At 69.8% G+C, this 14,362-nt stretch carries 15 protein-coding genes; 3 read left to right on the top strand and 12 right to left on the bottom strand.

All coding sequences use genetic code 11. The features are described from left to right. Positions 1–103 precede the first annotated feature (103 nt). The 12 genes from LT971_RS13330 to LT971_RS13275 all read right to left on the bottom strand — a co-directional run bounded on the left by LT971_RS13330 (position 104) and on the right by LT971_RS13275 (position 12,304). The gene (locus tag LT971_RS13330; RefSeq protein ID WP_237007432.1) at positions 104–925 is read right to left on the bottom strand and encodes a nucleoside phosphorylase; all 822 of its coding nucleotides are present in this window, start codon (positions 923–925) and stop codon (positions 104–106) included. Between the two features lie 70 nt (positions 926–995). Further along, a complete protein-coding gene (locus LT971_RS13325; RefSeq protein WP_237007431.1) occupies positions 996–1,301 on the bottom strand; it encodes a hypothetical protein in 306 nt (101 codons plus the stop codon). A 76-nt stretch (positions 1,302–1,377) separates the two neighbouring features. Then, complete coding sequence (locus tag LT971_RS13320) at positions 1,378–1,599, bottom strand: hypothetical protein (RefSeq protein ID WP_237007430.1); 222 nt, start codon at positions 1,597–1,599, stop codon at positions 1,378–1,380. A gap of 68 nt (positions 1,600–1,667) precedes the next feature. Beyond that, complete coding sequence (cdd, locus tag LT971_RS13315; protein WP_237007429.1) at positions 1,668–2,066, bottom strand: cytidine deaminase; 399 nt, start codon at positions 2,064–2,066, stop codon at positions 1,668–1,670. A gap of 49 nt (positions 2,067–2,115) precedes the next feature. Continuing rightward, positions 2,116–3,303, bottom strand: a complete 1,188-nt coding sequence (locus LT971_RS13310; protein ID WP_237007428.1) for an ABC transporter permease — start codon at positions 3,301–3,303, stop codon at positions 2,116–2,118. Next, a complete protein-coding gene (locus LT971_RS13305; RefSeq protein WP_237007427.1) occupies positions 3,296–4,585 on the bottom strand; it encodes an ABC transporter permease in 1,290 nt (429 codons plus the stop codon). The genes LT971_RS13310 and LT971_RS13305 overlap by 8 nt, the downstream gene beginning before the upstream one ends. After that, positions 4,582–6,153: an ABC transporter ATP-binding protein gene (locus LT971_RS13300; protein ID WP_237007426.1), complete on the bottom strand. Its 1,572-nt coding sequence runs from the start codon at positions 6,151–6,153 to the stop codon at positions 4,582–4,584. Before LT971_RS13300 ends, LT971_RS13305 begins: the two co-directional genes overlap by 4 nt. 36 nt (positions 6,154–6,189) lie before the next feature. Beyond that, entirely contained in the window at positions 6,190–7,353 is a 1,164-nt protein-coding gene (locus LT971_RS13295; protein ID WP_237007425.1) for a BMP family lipoprotein, read from the bottom strand. A gap of 94 nt (positions 7,354–7,447) precedes the next feature. Then, entirely contained in the window at positions 7,448–8,863 is a 1,416-nt protein-coding gene (locus LT971_RS13290) for a phosphohexomutase domain-containing protein (protein ID WP_237007424.1), read from the bottom strand. 46 nt (positions 8,864–8,909) lie between these two features. Beyond that, positions 8,910–9,383, bottom strand: coding sequence for a DUF5793 family protein (locus LT971_RS13285; RefSeq protein WP_237007423.1), 474 nt, complete (start codon positions 9,381–9,383; stop codon positions 8,910–8,912). A 53-nt stretch (positions 9,384–9,436) separates the two neighbouring features. After that, the gene (locus LT971_RS13280) at positions 9,437–9,652 is read right to left on the bottom strand and encodes a DUF8007 family protein (protein WP_237007422.1); all 216 of its coding nucleotides are present in this window, start codon (positions 9,650–9,652) and stop codon (positions 9,437–9,439) included. Positions 9,653–9,745: 93 nt separating this feature from the next. Next, entirely contained in the window at positions 9,746–12,304 is a 2,559-nt protein-coding gene (locus LT971_RS13275) for an efflux RND transporter permease subunit (RefSeq protein ID WP_237007421.1), read from the bottom strand. Positions 12,305–12,435: 131 nt separating this feature from the next. Here LT971_RS13275 and LT971_RS13270 point away from each other — a divergent pair, with 131 nt between their 5' ends. Genes LT971_RS13270 through LT971_RS13260 form a run of 3 tightly spaced genes read left to right on the top strand, consistent with a single transcriptional unit; the run spans position 12,436 to position 14,328 of the window. Then, positions 12,436–13,239, top strand: a complete 804-nt coding sequence (locus LT971_RS13270) for a TrmB family transcriptional regulator (RefSeq protein ID WP_237007420.1) — start codon at positions 12,436–12,438, stop codon at positions 13,237–13,239. A 49-nt stretch (positions 13,240–13,288) separates the two neighbouring features. After that, complete coding sequence (locus tag LT971_RS13265; protein WP_237007419.1) at positions 13,289–13,708, top strand: cupin domain-containing protein; 420 nt, start codon at positions 13,289–13,291, stop codon at positions 13,706–13,708. After that, positions 13,705–14,328 carry a DUF8052 family protein gene (locus tag LT971_RS13260; protein ID WP_237007418.1) on the top strand — a complete coding sequence of 208 codons (624 nt, stop codon included), beginning with the start codon at positions 13,705–13,707 and terminating at the stop codon, positions 14,326–14,328. Before LT971_RS13265 ends, LT971_RS13260 begins: the two co-directional genes overlap by 4 nt. The last annotated feature ends 34 nt before the right edge of the window (positions 14,329–14,362 follow it).

The raw sequence follows: 14,362 nt of genomic DNA, 5'->3' as shown, positions 1-14,362 counted from the left end.
TTGTCTTCCAAGCTAACTCGGGACGGTATATGTGTTTCGCGTAAGGCCGGCCTACCGTCGCGGTAGCGTAGTCCTCATCGCCGGTACCTGGTTCGTTAGCAGGTCAGTCGAGGCTGAGGCCTGCGTGCCACTGGTCGACGCCGGCTTCGGCCTTCTTTTGGTCCATCTTCGCCAGCAGGTGGACCGCGAGGCTCGCGGTCTCGGCGGCGACGGACTCGCCCTCGGTGAGGAACTCGCCGGTCTCCCGGTTGGCGAACACCGAACAGATGGCGCCGGCTCGCAGGCCGTAGACGTTCGCGAGCGTGCAGATGGCGGCGGCCTCCATCTCGATGTTCTTGACGTTGGCGTCCCGGAGTTCGTCCAGCATCTCGTCGGCGCCGGGCGCGCGGAAGCCGTCGAAGCCGTCGCGCCCCTGGCCGGCGTAGAAGGAGTCGGCGCTCATCGTGAGGCCGACGTGGTAGTCGTGGCCGAGGCGTTCGGCGGCGGCGACGAGCGCGGCGACGACCTCGTGGTCGGCGACGGCAGGGTAGTCCTCGCGGACGTACTCGTTGCTGGTGCCCTCCTGGCGGACGGCACCGCGCGTGATGACGAGGTCGCCGGGCTCCATCTCGGGCTGGAGCGCGCCACAGGAACCGACGCGGATGAAGGTGTCCGCGCCGACGCGTGCAAGTTCCTCGACGGCGATGGCTGCCGACGGCGACCCGATGCCCGTCGACGTAACGGAGATGGGGGTGCCCTCGTAGGTGCCGGTCGCCGTGCGGTACTCGCGGTGGTAGGCCCGCTCTTCGTGGTCGTCCCACAGCGGCGTGATTTTGTCGAGGCGCTCGGGGTTCCCGGGGAGGAGGACCGCGTCGGCGACGTCCCCCTCGGAGACTTCGATGTGGTACTGGACCTCCTCGTTCGGGTCCTCGCTGGTTCCAGGCATGCCCCCTGCTTCGGTGTGCACCCGCAAAGTGTCTTGTCGTTCGCCAGCCGGCGGTGCGGCGCTGGCGACGCTACGGCCACCCTCCCGGTAGTTTGGACGCGTTCGCCTCGACCACGCGCATCACGTCGGCGACCTCGTCGAAGCGGGGCCCCCGGTAGAGCAGTTCCTCGCCGTGTGTGACTTCCACGTACCCGTAGCGTTCGAGTTTCGGGATGTGGACGTGGTGGAGTTCATTTGACTGCGCGGACTCTTCGACGACCTCCGCGACGGCGATTCCGACCGGTGGCGCGGAGTCGTGGAGGGTCGCCAGGAGCTGACGGCGGGTGCTGGCGGCGAGCGCGTCCATCGAACGGTCGAGTGGGCTGGTCTCTCTCACGTCGAATACCGCCTCCGTTCGCGTCGCCGCTCGGTCCGTCGGTCGTTCCCGTCACCTGTACTGCGCGTACTCCCTGTCACTGCAGTTCCACCCTGCTCGTCCGGAGTGTTCTGTGGTGGCGCTTACGGAGAAGGGTCTTGAAGTGGGGGTAGCGTGGTCGCGTCGACGGGGTGTTGCTGGCGTCGTCCGTGGTGTGGTGTTGCTCCTCGAGCGTCCAGACCGTCCCGGGCTCCCGCTCGAAGGTGTCCTCGAAGGGGATGAGGAGAGGCGAGAGGGACACCTCCGAGATGCGGCTCATAGTCCAGCCAGGAACGCCGGCTAGATATAGTTGTTGCAGTGACAGTTGATGGGTGTCGTGGGTGTGAACTACTTGCCCAGTGTCGCGGGCGAGATGGTGTCCGGCACGAGCTCGCCGAGCGTGTATCGCACGAACCCGTCCTCGCCACCGTCGCAGAGCACCGGCAGGTCGTCCTCCCCGAACTCCGCGAGCGTCTGTCGACACATCCCGCACGGCGTCACCGCGTCCCGCTCGCTCGACGTCACGACCAGCACCTCGAACTCGGTGTCGCCCGCGCTGACCGCCTTCCCGACGGCGACCTCCTCGGCGTGCAGGCTGTTCGAGTAGTTGGCGTTCTCCACGTTGCAGCCCGTGTACACCTCGCCGCTGGCGGTCAGCAGCGCGGCGCCGACCTCGTACTCCGAGTACGGCACGTAGGCGTTCTCAGTGGCGTCGCGAGCGGCTGCGAGCAGCTCCGAGTCGTCCATGCAGCCAGCTATCGGCCGCGCCGCCAAAAAGCCGCCGTCCTCCTCGCTGTCACTCGCCCTCGCCGGAGTCGTAGGAGTCGCCGGCCGCGCTCGGCAGTCGCGTGCGGCCGAACAGCGCCAGCACGACGATGACCGCTACGTACGGAATCGTGCGGACGAGAGGCCGCGGCACCTGGAAGACGTCCCGGGCCTGCAGGGTCAACTGGGTGGCGTCGAGGCCCGCGAACAGAATCGTCGAGAAGAACGCCCCGATCGGGTTGTAGTTCCCGAAGAGGTACGCGACGATGGCGATGAACCCCTTGCCGTTGACCATCGTCGGGCCGCTGCCCGTGAACTGGCCGATGCCGAGCGCGAGCGCGGCGCCACCGACTCCCGCGAGCACGCCGGACAGCAACACGGCGGCGTACCGGACGCGGTGAACGTTCACACCCGCAGTGTCCAGCGCCTTCGGGTTCTCCCCGCTGGCGCGCACCCAGCGGCCGAACGCCGTGCGGTTCAGCGTGTACCACGACAGCGCGACTGCGACGAACATCAGGTAGACGGCGGGGCCCGCGTCGAACAGCGCGCCGAAGAAGGGCAGCCCGACCAGCGACGACTGCAGGTCGAGCACCCCGAAGACGGGGAGGTCGACGACGAACCCGAGTTCGGTCGTGACGAAGGCGGAGACGAACGGAAGCCCCATGTCGGTGACTGTCGGGAGGGTGGCGACGCTGGCGGACGTCTTGCCGCCGTAGACGACGGTGGACGCGAACGGCGCGAGCCCGAGCGCGATGAGCCACACCGCCAGCCCCGCGATAATCTGGTCGGCCTTGAACTCGATGCAGACGACGGCGAACAGGGCCGCGAGCAGCGTCGACGCGACGACGCCACCGAACAGCCCGAACCAGACGCTTCCCGTGACGTCGGTCGCGTAGATGCCGGTGAACGCGGCGATGATGAGCAGGCCCTCGAGGCCGATGTTGATGACGCCGGACTTCTCGGCGAAGATGCCGCCGAGCGCGGCGAACGCGATGGGAACCGACAGCCGGAGCGTGGCCGCGAGCGTCGAACTATCCGTGAGCACGGCGACGAGGTCCGCCGCTGCCGTCTCCGGGAAGAAGACGGCGGCGCCGACCAGCCCCAGGAGTGCGACGAGGCCGGCGGCGACGACGACCTGCTGGAGGCGGCTGCGGCCCACGAACAGGTAGTCGTACGTCCGCGAGAGGCTGCGGGACGCAGTCTCGGTCGCGCTACTCATCGCTGACACCTCCGTCGGTCGCGACGGCACCCTGTGGCTCCTCGCGCTCCGGCAGCAGCGAGTCGAAGCGCCGCCCGGCCATCCGGAAGAACTCCGGCATCGCGACGAACAGGATGATGAGCCCGCGGAGCACGCCCACAAGCTCCGGCGGCACGTCGCTGCCGACCTGGACGACGATGCTGCCGGACTTCAGCACGCCGAACAGCAGCGCCGCGAACCCGACGCCCAGTGGGTTGTTGCCCGCGAGAATGGAGACCGTGATGCCGTCGAAGCCGTACGTCGGCACGCCGGTCTGGAAGTTCCCGAGCATCATCAGCACGTAGACGGCGCCGCCGATGCCCGCGAGTGCGCCGGACAGCGCCATGCTGGCGACGACGGTGCGGTCGGCGTCGACGCCACCGTACTCGGCGGCGTCGGGCTGGATGCCGCTCGTGCGGAGGTCGTAGCCGAACGACGTCCGCGTGAGCAGGTACCAGACGCCGACGAGCGTGAGGACGCCGACGGCGAGCGCGACGACCGAGAAGTCGTCGCGGGCACGGAAGAAGACGGACGGGAACTGCGAGAACTCCGGCAGCGGCACGGTCTGGTTGGAGAAACTGTCGGGGTCTTTGAACCGGCTCGAGTCGTTGACGAGCCAGAGCGCGACCGACGTGGCGACGAAGTTCAACATGATGGTGGTGATGACCTCGTTGGCGTCGGCGTACGCCTTCAGCGCGCCGGGGAGCGCGCCGTAGAGGCCGCCGCCGAGCGCACCGAGCAGGAGGCCCAGCGGGAGCACGACGACGGTGCCGAGCACGCCGAGTCCACCGAACAGCGGCGCGACGAACAGCAGCGTGACGGCGGTGGTGAGCGCGCCGACGACGAGCTGGCCCTGCGCCCCGATGTTGAACACGCCGGCGCGGAACGCCACGGCGACCGCCACGCCCGCGAACGCGAGCACGGTGGTCTCGGCGAGCGTCGTGGCGAACTGGCCGTTCGTCGGGTCGCCCAGCACGTCGCCGAACGCGCCGAGGAACAGCAGGTCGTACACCGCTATCGGGTCGTAACAGAACCCCATCGCGACGACCGCGCTGCCGCCCGTGAACTGCGTGACGAAGCTGCCGGGGAGCGCCAGCCGGTAGGCCGCGGTCCCGCAGTCCGCCATCCGGCCGGCGGCGAGCACGATGACGCCCCCGATGAGAATCGAGAGCACGAGCGCGGAGACGCTGATGAGGAGGCGTTCGACGCCCGACGCCGTGACGATTCGCTCGAACGCCGAGCGCGCTCGGTCGGACGCGCTCACGGCTCCACCCCCTCGGGCGCGGCGCTGTCGGCGTGCGGAATCTCCTCGGGGCGCTCGCCCGCCATCAGGAGCCCGAGCTGTTCCTCCGTGACCTCGTCGGGGTCGACGACCGCCATCACGTCCCCGTCGTGCATCACGGCGAGGCGGTCGGAGAGCCCGCGGACCTCGTCGAGCTTCGAGGACACGAGCAACACACCGCGGCCGTCGGCCCGCAGGTCCAGCAGCCGGTCGTGGATGAACTCCTGGCTGCCGACGTCGACGCCCCGCGTCGGGTGCGTGGCGACGACCAGCCGGGGGTCGCGCTCCAGCTCGCGGCCGACGACGAACTTCTGCTGGTTGCCGCCGGACAGCGACACTGCGTCGGCGTCGGCGTCCGGCGGTCGGACGTCGTACTCCTCGACGACGCGCTCGGCGTGCACCCGGGACTCGCCCCAGTCGATGCGGCCGCCAGACGCGAACGGGTCGGCGTGCTGGCTGCCGAGGATGCCGTTCTCCACGAGGTCGAACTCCATCACGAGCCCGCGCTCCTGGCGGTCCTCTGGGACGTACGCCATCCCGGCGTCGATGCGTTCGCGGCGGGAGTCCCACGTGATGGACTCCCCGTCGAAGGCGACAGACCCGGATTCGGGGTTCCGGAGCCCGGTGATCGCCTCGACGAGCTCGGACTGGCCGTTCCCGTCGACGCCCGCGATGCCGAACACTTCGCCCTCGCGGACCGAGAACGAGAGGTCCGAGACGGCCTCGACGTCCCGGTCGTCGGTGACGCTGAGGGAGTCGACGGACAGCACCTCCTCGCCGACGTCGACGTCCGGCTTCTCGATCTCGAGGACGACCTCCCGACCGACCATCAGCTCCGCGAGCTCCTCGCGGGAGGTCTCGTCGGCGGCGACGCTGCCGACGTGCTTGCCGTCACGGAGCACCGTGATGTCGTCGGCGGCGTGCATCGCTTCGCCGAGCTTGTGCGTGATGAAGATGATCGTCTTCCCCTGGTCGGTGAGCTCTTCGAGCACCGCGAACAGGTCCTCGACCTCCTGTGGCGTGAGCACGGCCGTCGGCTCGTCGAGGATGAGCACGTCCGCGCCACGGTACAGCGCCTTCAGAATCTCGACGCGCTGCTGGACGCCGACGCTCGTCTCCTCGATGAGCTGGTCGGGGTCGACGTCGAACCCGTAGCGCTCGCTGAGTTCCACGACCCCCTCGCGGGTCGCGTCCTGGTCGACGGCGAGCCCGCCGTACTTCCGGGGTTCGTTCCCGAGCGCGATGTTCTCCGCGACCGTCATCGTGTCGACCAGCATGAAGTGCTGGTGGATCATGCCGACGCCCGCATCGATGGCGTCTCGGGGCGAGTCGAACGTGCGCGTCTCGCCGTCGACCTCGATGCGGCCCGACGTGGGCTGGTAGAGCCCGTAGAGGACGTTCATCAGCGTCGTCTTCCCGGCGCCGTTCTCGCCGAGCAGCGCGTGGACGGTGCCGCGCTCGACAGTCAGGTCGACGTCGTCGTTGGCGACGACTCCCGGGAAGCGTTTGGTTATCGATTCGAGCCGGACTGCCGCGTCCGTATCTGTCATTTCGAGCAGGGGAGCTGTGAGAGTGGAGAAGCCGCGCTATACGTTCGACGGATCGGTCGGGACCTCGATGTCCCCGTCGATGATGCCCTGGCGTGCGTCGGCGACCGTGCTCTGGACATCGTCGGGCACCTCGGAGCCGAGCTGCTGGCCGTACACCAGCGCGACACCCTCCTCGGGGAGGCCCAGCGTCTCCTGGCTCCCGCCGGGGTACTCGCCGTTGACCTTCGCCTCGATGGCGTTGTAGACGGCGGTGTCGACGCGCTTGACCATGCTGGCGAGGATGACGTCGGCGTAACTCTCTTTCGTCACGGACTGGTCGCGGTCGACGCCGATGGCGAACCGGCCCTTCTCCTGTGCCGCCTGGAAGACGCCGGTGCCGGTGTTCCCGGAGGCGTGGTAGACGATGTCCGCGCCGGAGGAGTACATCGAGAGCGCGGCCTCCTGGCCCGCCGTCGGGTCGTTGAAGCTGCCGGTGTAGGACGTCGAGACGTCGAAGTTCTCGTTGGTGTACTTCACGCCGGCCTTGAACCCGGCCTCGAACTTCTTGATGAGCGCGCTCTCGATGCCGCCGACGAACCCGAGGTTCGTCGAGTCCGATGCCGTGGAGCTCTCCGCGGCGCTGAAGTCCATCGAGGAGAGCTCGGTGGCGAGCACGCCCGCGAGGAACGACCCCTCGTGCTCGCGGAACGTGTAGCTCGCGACGTTCGGCTCGTCGACGGTCTGGTCGACGATCTGGAAGTCCTGGTCGGGGTACTGGGGCGCCGTCTGGGAGAGTGAGTCCTGCTGGAGGAACCCGATACAGGACACGAGGTCGTAGTCGGGGTCCGTGGAACCGGCCAGCTGCTGCTGGAAGTTACCGAACTGCGCCGCCTCGTCGGGCTGGGTCTCCTGGTACTCGACGTTGAAGTCGTCGGCCGCCGCGAGGAGGCCCTGCTGGGCCTGGTCGTTGAACGAACCGTCGCCGAGACCGCCAGTGGCGTACACCATCCCGACGTTCGTCACGTCGCCCTCGTCGCCGCCGTCGGACTCGGTAGTCGTGTCCTCGTCGCCGCCACCCGTGTCCTCCGTGGTACTCTCCGTCGTCGTGTCCTCGTCGCCGTCTCCCGACGGGCCCCCTGTACAGCCTGCGATTCCGCCGAGGCCCACGACGCCGAGGCCCGCGGTCGTTTTCAGAAACGTCCGCCGGTCGAACTCTGACATAGATTGAAGCGCGGCACGAATATTCATAAATGCGTCGTTACACGGACCCTCTGCCCGTAACCACAGTTCGAGCGGAGCAGTGCGTCGCGGTCAGTCAGGCGTCCTCGACGGCCTGGCGGACCACGTCCGCAGCTGACTCGACGAGCTCGTCGACGTCGTCACTCTCGGCGTACACGCGGACGTACGGCTCGGTACCGGACGGCCGCACGAGCACCCACGACGCGTCGGGGAAGGTCAGCCGGACGCCGTACTGGGTGTCGACGTCGCTGGCATCGGGGAACGCCGACGGCAGGTCGTCCGCCATCGCTGCCATCACGGCGGGCTTGTCGTCGTCGGGGCACTCGACGCTGACCTTCCGGTACGGGCGTTCGGTCACGGGCTCCCGGAGCGGCGCGAGGCCGCCCGCGTCGGCGACCAGCCGCGAGAGCACGGCGGCCGACGCGACGCCGTCGATCCAGCCGCCGAACGCCGTGTGGACGTGCTTCCAGGGTTCCGCTGCGAACACGACCTCGCCGCCGTTCGAGCGGGCCGCAGCGACGCCCTCGTGGAGCGCGCCGAGCCGGACGCGCTCGACGCGACCGCCCGCCGCCTCGACGCGCTCGTCGATGCGGCCGCTGGCGTTCGGCGTCGTCACGACCACGGGGTCGTCGGCGTCGCTGGTCTCCGTGTAGTGCTCTGCGAGAATGGCGAGAACCGTGTCCTCGTGGACGACCTCGCCGTCGCCGTCGACGACGACGATGCGGTCGGCGTCGCCGTCGTGCGCGATGCCGAACGCGGCGTCGCCGGACGCGACGAACTCCCGGAGGTCCGAGACGGTCTCCGGCGTCGGCTTGCTCGGGCGCCCCGGGAAGTGGCCGTCGACGTTCGCGTTCAGCGTCACCACGTGCGCGCCCAGCTCCCGCAGGACCTGTGGCGTCGCCAGCGCCGCGACGCCGTTCCCGCAGTCGACGGCGACCGTGATGCCGGCCAGCGGTGCGCCGTGCTCGCCGGCGAACGACGCGACGGCCTCCCGGTAATCCGGGAGGACGTCGACGGACTCCTCGCTGCCCCACTCGTCCCACGTGGCGTACTCGGTGTCCGCCGCCACGCCCGCCTCGACGGCTCGCTCGGCGTCCCGGTCGTACTCCTCGCCGTCCACGAACAGCTTGATGCCGTTGTCCTCCGGGGGGTTGTGGCTCGCGGTCACCTGGACGCCGCGTCGCCCCTGGCTCGCGTACGCCAGCGCCGGCGTCGGCAACACGCCCGCTCGCAGCACGCGCGCACCGGCGGATTCGAGGCCCGCCGTCATCGCCGACGCGAGCGCCGGCCCCGTCTCCCGGCCGTCCCGCGACACGACGAACTCCCGGTCGGCGACACCGTCGCCGCCGCTACTGGATTCGTCGTCGTCGTCGCCGAGGCGCGCGTCGCTGGCGGCGGCGGTCCCGACAGCGAGCGCCAGTTCGGGGTCGACGGTCTCGACCGCGTCCCCCCTGATGCCTGCCGTCCCGAAGAGCTCGTCGGCGTCGTCCATGCGCGACGGCAGCGGACCCGCGCACTTAGCTATCCCTATCTGTGGTTCAGAGTTCGACGCCGCTCGGGATGAGACTCTGCCCGCGCAAGAGGTCGCCGTCACTGCTGTACACGAGGAAGGTAGCTTTCTCGTAGACGACGAGTTCGTCGCCGTCGACCCGGATCTCGACGCGGTAGCGGCCCTCGCCGTCGTCGGTGGACTCGCCGTAGCGGCGAGCGGCCCGGACGAACTGGAGGACGTCGTCGGCGTCGACGTTCAGTTCGAGGAGGAAGTCGCCCGTGAGGCGGTTCGTGACCGAGACGACGCCGCTGGCGTCCGGGTCGTCGGCGTCGTCGGTCAGCCGGAACGCTGCGTCCGTCTCCTCGGCGTCCAGTAGGTCGCCGGTCGAGTCGCTGAGACGGTCCCGGAGGTCCGCGGTCGCGCCCGTGAACTCGATGACGACGTTCGGCTTCTCGGGGCTGTCGCTGCCGTCGACCCATTCGACATTCGACACGTCCAGTTCGAAGTAATCCCGGCGCATTCCCTACGGACCAGTTGGGTAGACGGGGAAATGAACGTAACGCCCGTGGTGGGTCACCGGCCGTAGACGAACGACTCGACCGCGCGGTTCAGGCGACCCGTGACGCGGCGCGTCCACGCGACGGGGTTCACGCGAGTCATCGCGTCTTCGTCCACCTCGATGCGGTCGTCGCCGAACGGGTCGCGCTCGGGGTCCTCGTCCACGGCCGCGTCGACGACTGTCGTCATCGAGCACCGGCCGCAGGCCTCGGTCGGGCTGTCCTCTTCCATGTGCACTACTCACACGCCCAGCCGCTTAGGTCTGCCGACGACAGGGTCCGTCACCGTCTGCAGCGTCGCGGCGGAGAGCGCGCAGGCCGGCCCTCAGGGCTCGGCTGTCACTGACTCCGGTGGACTCCCGTACTCGTGCCAGAGCGCGAGCAGGCTCGGCAACACGAGCACGCTCGCGACGAAGGCGAAGGCGATAGCGGTGCTGGTCACGGCGCCGAACCGCCGCAGGGACGGGACGAGCGCGAGCACCAGCACACCGAACCCGGCAGCGGTCGAGGCGGCGCTCGCGAGCAACGCGCCGCCCGTCCCCGTGACGGTGGCGTCGAGCGCGGCGTAGGGGTTGGCGGCGTCGTCGAGCTCGTCGAGGAACCGCTCGCTGACGTGGATGGCGTAGTCGACGCCGAGCCCGATGGCGATGCTCGCGATGACCGCGGTCTCCGTCGTGAACGGGATGCCCAGCAGGTACATCGCGCCGAGAATCCAGCCGAGCGCGGCGACCACCGGCACCATCGTCACGGCACCGAGGGCGGGCGCCCGATACCGCCGGTAGAACAGCGCCGTGAGGAACGCGAGGATGACGCCGAGCGTGATGAGGAACGTCTCGACGAGGGTCCGCAGCAGCGCCGACTGGACGACGTCGTCGACGATGGGTGGCCCGGTCGCGGTCACGGTGAGCGCGGAGTCCCCGCGGACGGTGTCGGCGACCGACCGCATCTCGCTGGTGATGGTCGCGGTGTCGCTGCTGGCGGAGACGGTGACTCGCGTGTCCAGCGCCCGGTACCGGCCGCCGTCGGTCCGCGCGAGAACGGCGCCGGCGCGGTCGGGGGCGGCGTCGTAGAGGCCGTCGTAGACCGCCGCGAGGTTCTCGTCGGGGACGCCGTCGCCGTCGGGGTCGTTGCGCGCGACGAGCGCGGCGAACGTGTCGTTCTCGGCCGCAGTCGCGCGAATCGCGGTCACCGGGCTGTCGAGGTCCGGCCGACCGTTCGCCAGCGTCACCGCCGAGGACGTGTTCGCGACGGCGGCGTCGCCGGCGGCAATCCGGTCGAGCGTGCCGGGGTCGGTGACCGGGCCCTCGACGAGCACGTGGACTGTCGTCCGGTCTCTGGACTGCGCGAAGTTGTCGTTGAGGAACACCGCGCCCTCGCGAATCTCGTAGTCGCTGGGCGCGAACGGCCCGGGCAGGGCGTCCATCCACTCGGGGGAGTCCCGGGGGAGGAAGTCCACCTGGTCGATGGACGTGTCGATGTCCGTGGCGGCGTACCCGCCGCCGGCGCTGACGACGAGCGCGAGGACGACGACGGCGACCGGCGCCGTCCGAGCGAGCGACGTGCCGACGCCCACGATGCGCTCGGCGGCCCCGCTGGAGCCGAACGCGGCCTTCCGGCGGTCGGCTCCGAACCGCTCCAGCAGGCCGTCGACCTCGAGTTTTGCGGCCGGCAGCAGGCCGGCGAACACGACGAACGCCGAGACGATGCCGACGGCGCTGACCAGCCCGAACTCGCTGATGGACTGGATGGGACTGACGGTGTTCGAGAGGAACCCGACGGCCGTCGTGAACGTGGTCGCGGCGAGCGCGACGGTGACGCCGCCGAGCCCGACGCGCATCGCGTCCCGGGCCGACAGCGACGAGTCGGCGGCACGGGCCTCCCGGGACCGCATCACGACGTGCAGCGCGTAGTCGATGGACAGCCCGACGAGGAGGAACGGCACCGCGATGAGAATCTGGGTGACGCCGATGCCCGCCCACCCCATGAAGCCGCCCATCCAGACGAGCGTGACGAGCGTGCCGGCGAGCGCGAGCGTGACGTCCACGACGTCCCGGTAGGCGACCCCGAGGATGCCGAGAATCAGCAGGAGCGCGACGGGCGTGATGAGCGCGAAGCTCTCGCCGGTCGCGGTCGTCGCTTCCTCGTCGACGATGCCGGCGCCGAACACGAACGCGTCCCCGGTCTGGATGGTGTCCTCGGCGACGTCACGGGTCGCGAGCTGGGCGTCTACGACGGTGTCGGACAGCTCGTCGGCGCCGTCGGTCGCCTGTACGACGAACACGACCCGCGCAGCGGCCGTCGTGCTGCCGGGCTCGTAGTCGGTCGAGAGCAGCCGGTAGGGGTCGGCACCGCCCGGCGTCTCGCGGTCCGGGTCGAGCACTGCTGCGACGGTCTGTTCGACCTCGCTGTCGCTCATCGACTCAAGCTGTGCGATCTGCTCCTCGAGCGTCGGCTGCGGGGGCGGTCCCTCCCCGTCGTGGTCGGCGTGGACGGCGGCCGTCGCGACGAGGTTCCCGACGCCGACGGTCGGCTGGCCGGCAACGAGCGTGCCTTCGATGGCGTCGTCGTCGCGGAGCGCGCGCTGGAACCGCAGTGTCTCCAGCAGCGACGCCTTCGAGAGGACGTTCTCGCCGCTGTCGTCGTCGCTCCTGACGACTACCTGCATCGACGTCGTGTTGCGGTCGCCGGTGTCGAAGTTCTCGCGGACGTAGTCGAGCTTCTGTGCCTCCTCGGAGTCGCTGCCGAACGACGCGATGGAGAGGCCGCCGTCGACGCCGCCCGCGCTGGCGCCCATCACCAGCGTGGCGACCAGCAGCACCACGAGCACGGGCCGGCTGTACCGCGTGAGCGCCGACGCGTACCGGTCGGCGAGTCCATCAGACATTGCCGGACGGTCGCATCTACACCTACTTAGCTGTTTGTAGGATAGTACAATATATTCGTCCTTGCGCGGCGAGCCGGGTGGGACGCCAACGCTCATTAGTGCGGGCCGCCGACTCGGAGGCGTCACCGACGATGAGCGCACACGAGGCAGTCGAGGCGCTGCGGGAACTCGGGCTCTCGAACTACGAGGCCCGGGTGTTCGTGGCGCTGCACCGGCTCGGCAGCGGGTCCGCGCAGGACGTCGCGAGCACCTCCGACGTCCCGCGGTCGCAGGTCTACGGCGCCGCCGACGACCTCGCGGCCCGCGGCCTCCTGGAGGTCGTGGAGTCCTCGCCGAAGACCTACCGGCCGGTGTCGCTGGAGCGCGCCCGGGCGCAGCTCCGCGAGCGCGTGGAGGCGCAGGCCGAGCGCGCGTTCGACAACCTCGAGACCGTTTCGGGCGACCGCGGCGACACGACGGACGCCGGGGACGTCGCGACGCTGCGGGGCCACGAGCCGATTCAGGACCGCGCCGTCGGCCTCGTCACCGAGGCCGACGACCGCGTGATTCTCGTCGGTACCGACGCAGCGACGCTGCGCGACGACCTCGCCGAGGCGCTGACCGAGCGCGCGGCGGCTGGCGTCCCGGTGACCGTCGTGACGGACGACCAGTCACTCGCGGAACGCTTCGGCGACGTCGACGGCCTCGGCGTCGTGGTCTCGAGTGCCTCGGGCGACGACGGCTACGCGGGCCGCACGCTGCTCGTCGACGACGACACCGTCCTGCTGTCCGTTCCCACCGACGACGACGGACACGAGCCGTTCGACGAGGTGGCGATGTGGACAGCCGAGACCCGCATCGGCCACATCCTCGGTCGGTTCGTGCACGCCGGGATGCAGTCCGGGCTCGACGACGGGGACGACGTGGCGGGCGACCGCAGTGTCGGCGACCGGTGAGGGCTGCCGGACGCGACGGGCTTTTATCCCACCTGTGGTATCACTACACATGGGCTACCGCGTCGTCGACCCGGAGACGGTCGAGCCGGCCGAGAACCGGCCCTGCGAGTACCGCGGGCTGACCGGCCCGGCCGAACTGGACCAGTTCGCGCTGAACGTGTTCCGAGCGGCACCCGGCGAACAGGTGCCGCTGGCGTACCACTACCACGAGCAACAGCAGGAGGCGTTCTACGTGCTCTCCGGGACGCTGCACGTCGAGACGCCCGACGGCGAACTCACGGTCCCCGAGGGGAGCGTGTTCGCCGCCGACCCGGAGAGCCCCCACCGGGCGCACAACCCCGAGGACGCCGACGAGACGGTCGAACTGCTCGCGGTCGGCGCGCCGCCGGTCGCCGACGACGCCGTCCCGTACGAGCCCGGGGACGCACAGGGAACCGAAGACGAGACCACCGAAGGCGGCGACAGATGACCGAGAGTGAGCCGGCGGAACCCCGAATCGACGAACTCCCCGAGGAGATCCGGGAGGCGGTGCCGGTCTGGGCGGACGACGAGTACCTCGACCGCGTGAGCGACCGGCTGATGTTCAGCTACGACCTCGAACGGGACTACGCGGTCCGCGGACACTCGTTCCCGATGTACGGCGAACTCCGCATCGAGAACCAGAAGCAGTTCCTGCACCCCGCGCTCAACTACGCCGACCACGAGACCCGCGAGCACCTGTTCGCGCGGCGCGCCGGCGAACCGACAGTCGCGGACCTGGAGCGACTCGTCGACCTCGGCCACGACCTCGCCGAGGACTGGGTGGACGCCAACGAGGAGCACTACGAGACGAACTTCACGTTCGTGCTCGTCGCCGACACCATCTCGGACGCCGTCCGGTCGTTCGTCTCCGGGTTCCGCGACCGCACGCTCCTGAAGTACGGCTACTACGGCTGCTACGAGGTGAACCTCGTCGTGGTCGCGCCCGACGACGAGGACGGTGTCGCCAGTCAGGAGGCCGACGTCCTGCAGGCGTTCGCGCTCTGGGGGGACGTCGACACCCCGGACGACGGCTTCTTCTCGCGGCTCGCCAAGCGCTTCTGGACCTGACCGGTCCCGGCGCTGTCCGGGCGGGTCGCGTGGA

It is taken from the genome of Halobacterium rubrum (assembly GCF_021729015.1).
In the GTDB taxonomy this organism is placed as follows: domain Archaea; phylum Halobacteriota; class Halobacteria; order Halobacteriales; family Halobacteriaceae; genus Halobacterium; species Halobacterium rubrum.
The sequence above is the reverse complement of the archived record's forward strand: the minus strand, read 5'-3'. Positions and strand labels throughout refer to the sequence as shown.

Excerpts from the sequence above, each read along its gene's own strand:
- LT971_RS13330 (WP_237007432.1), bottom strand. The coding sequence starts at position 925 with ATGCCTGGAACCAGCGAGGACCCGAACGAGGAGGTCCAGTACCACATC.
- LT971_RS13320 (WP_237007430.1), bottom strand. The coding sequence starts at position 1,599 with ATGAGCCGCATCTCGGAGGTGTCCCTCTCGCCTCTCCTCATCCCCTTC.
- cdd (WP_237007429.1), bottom strand. The coding sequence starts at position 2,066 with ATGGACGACTCGGAGCTGCTCGCAGCCGCTCGCGACGCCACTGAGAAC.
- LT971_RS13310 (WP_237007428.1), bottom strand. The coding sequence starts at position 3,303 with ATGAGTAGCGCGACCGAGACTGCGTCCCGCAGCCTCTCGCGGACGTAC.
- LT971_RS13300 (WP_237007426.1), bottom strand. The coding sequence starts at position 6,153 with ATGACAGATACGGACGCGGCAGTCCGGCTCGAATCGATAACCAAACGC.
- LT971_RS13295 (WP_237007425.1), bottom strand. The coding sequence starts at position 7,353 with ATGTCAGAGTTCGACCGGCGGACGTTTCTGAAAACGACCGCGGGCCTC.
- LT971_RS13290 (WP_237007424.1), bottom strand. The coding sequence starts at position 8,863 with ATGGACGACGCCGACGAGCTCTTCGGGACGGCAGGCATCAGGGGGGAC.
- LT971_RS13285 (WP_237007423.1), bottom strand. The coding sequence starts at position 9,383 with ATGCGCCGGGATTACTTCGAACTGGACGTGTCGAATGTCGAATGGGTC.
- LT971_RS13280 (WP_237007422.1), bottom strand. The coding sequence starts at position 9,652 with ATGGAAGAGGACAGCCCGACCGAGGCCTGCGGCCGGTGCTCGATGACG.
- LT971_RS13275 (WP_237007421.1), bottom strand. The coding sequence starts at position 12,304 with ATGTCTGATGGACTCGCCGACCGGTACGCGTCGGCGCTCACGCGGTAC.
- LT971_RS13270 (WP_237007420.1), top strand. The coding sequence starts at position 12,436 with ATGAGCGCACACGAGGCAGTCGAGGCGCTGCGGGAACTCGGGCTCTCG.
- LT971_RS13265 (WP_237007419.1), top strand. The coding sequence starts at position 13,289 with ATGGGCTACCGCGTCGTCGACCCGGAGACGGTCGAGCCGGCCGAGAAC.
- LT971_RS13260 (WP_237007418.1), top strand. The coding sequence starts at position 13,705 with ATGACCGAGAGTGAGCCGGCGGAACCCCGAATCGACGAACTCCCCGAG.